Source organism: Vibrio sp. 10N.222.48.A3, from assembly GCF_041475345.1.
GTDB lineage: Bacteria > Pseudomonadota > Gammaproteobacteria > Enterobacterales > Vibrionaceae > Vibrio > Vibrio tasmaniensis_A.
This window is the reverse complement of sequence record NZ_JBFRVX010001722.1, coordinates 1-275: the sequence shown is the minus strand read 5'-3', so window position 1 is coordinate 275 and position 275 is coordinate 1. Positions and strand designations below refer to the sequence as shown.

The following is a 275-nucleotide window of genomic DNA, read 5'->3' as shown; positions in this document are numbered from 1 at the left end:
CTATTAAACATCCCGCTTAACTGGATGTTCGTATACGGAAAGCTTGGCGCTCCCGCTCTGGGTGGTGTTGGCTGTGGAGTTGCAACGGCTATCGTATATTGGGTGATGTTTGCTCTGCTGTTCGCTTACGTTTTAACATCAAAGCGTTTGGCTAAAATCAATATCTTCGGTACGTTCCACAAACCTCAGCTCAAAGCACAAATTCGTTTGTTTAAACTAGGCTTTCCAGTTGCCGCTGCTATCTTCTTTGAGGTGACGCTATTCGCTGTTGTTTC

Annotated in this window: 1 pseudogene; it reads left to right on the top strand. The window is 45.5% G+C overall.

Features of this window, described 5'->3' with window-relative positions:
- Positions 1–275, top strand: a pseudogene (locus AB4653_RS28610) (MATE family efflux transporter); the annotation flags it as partial.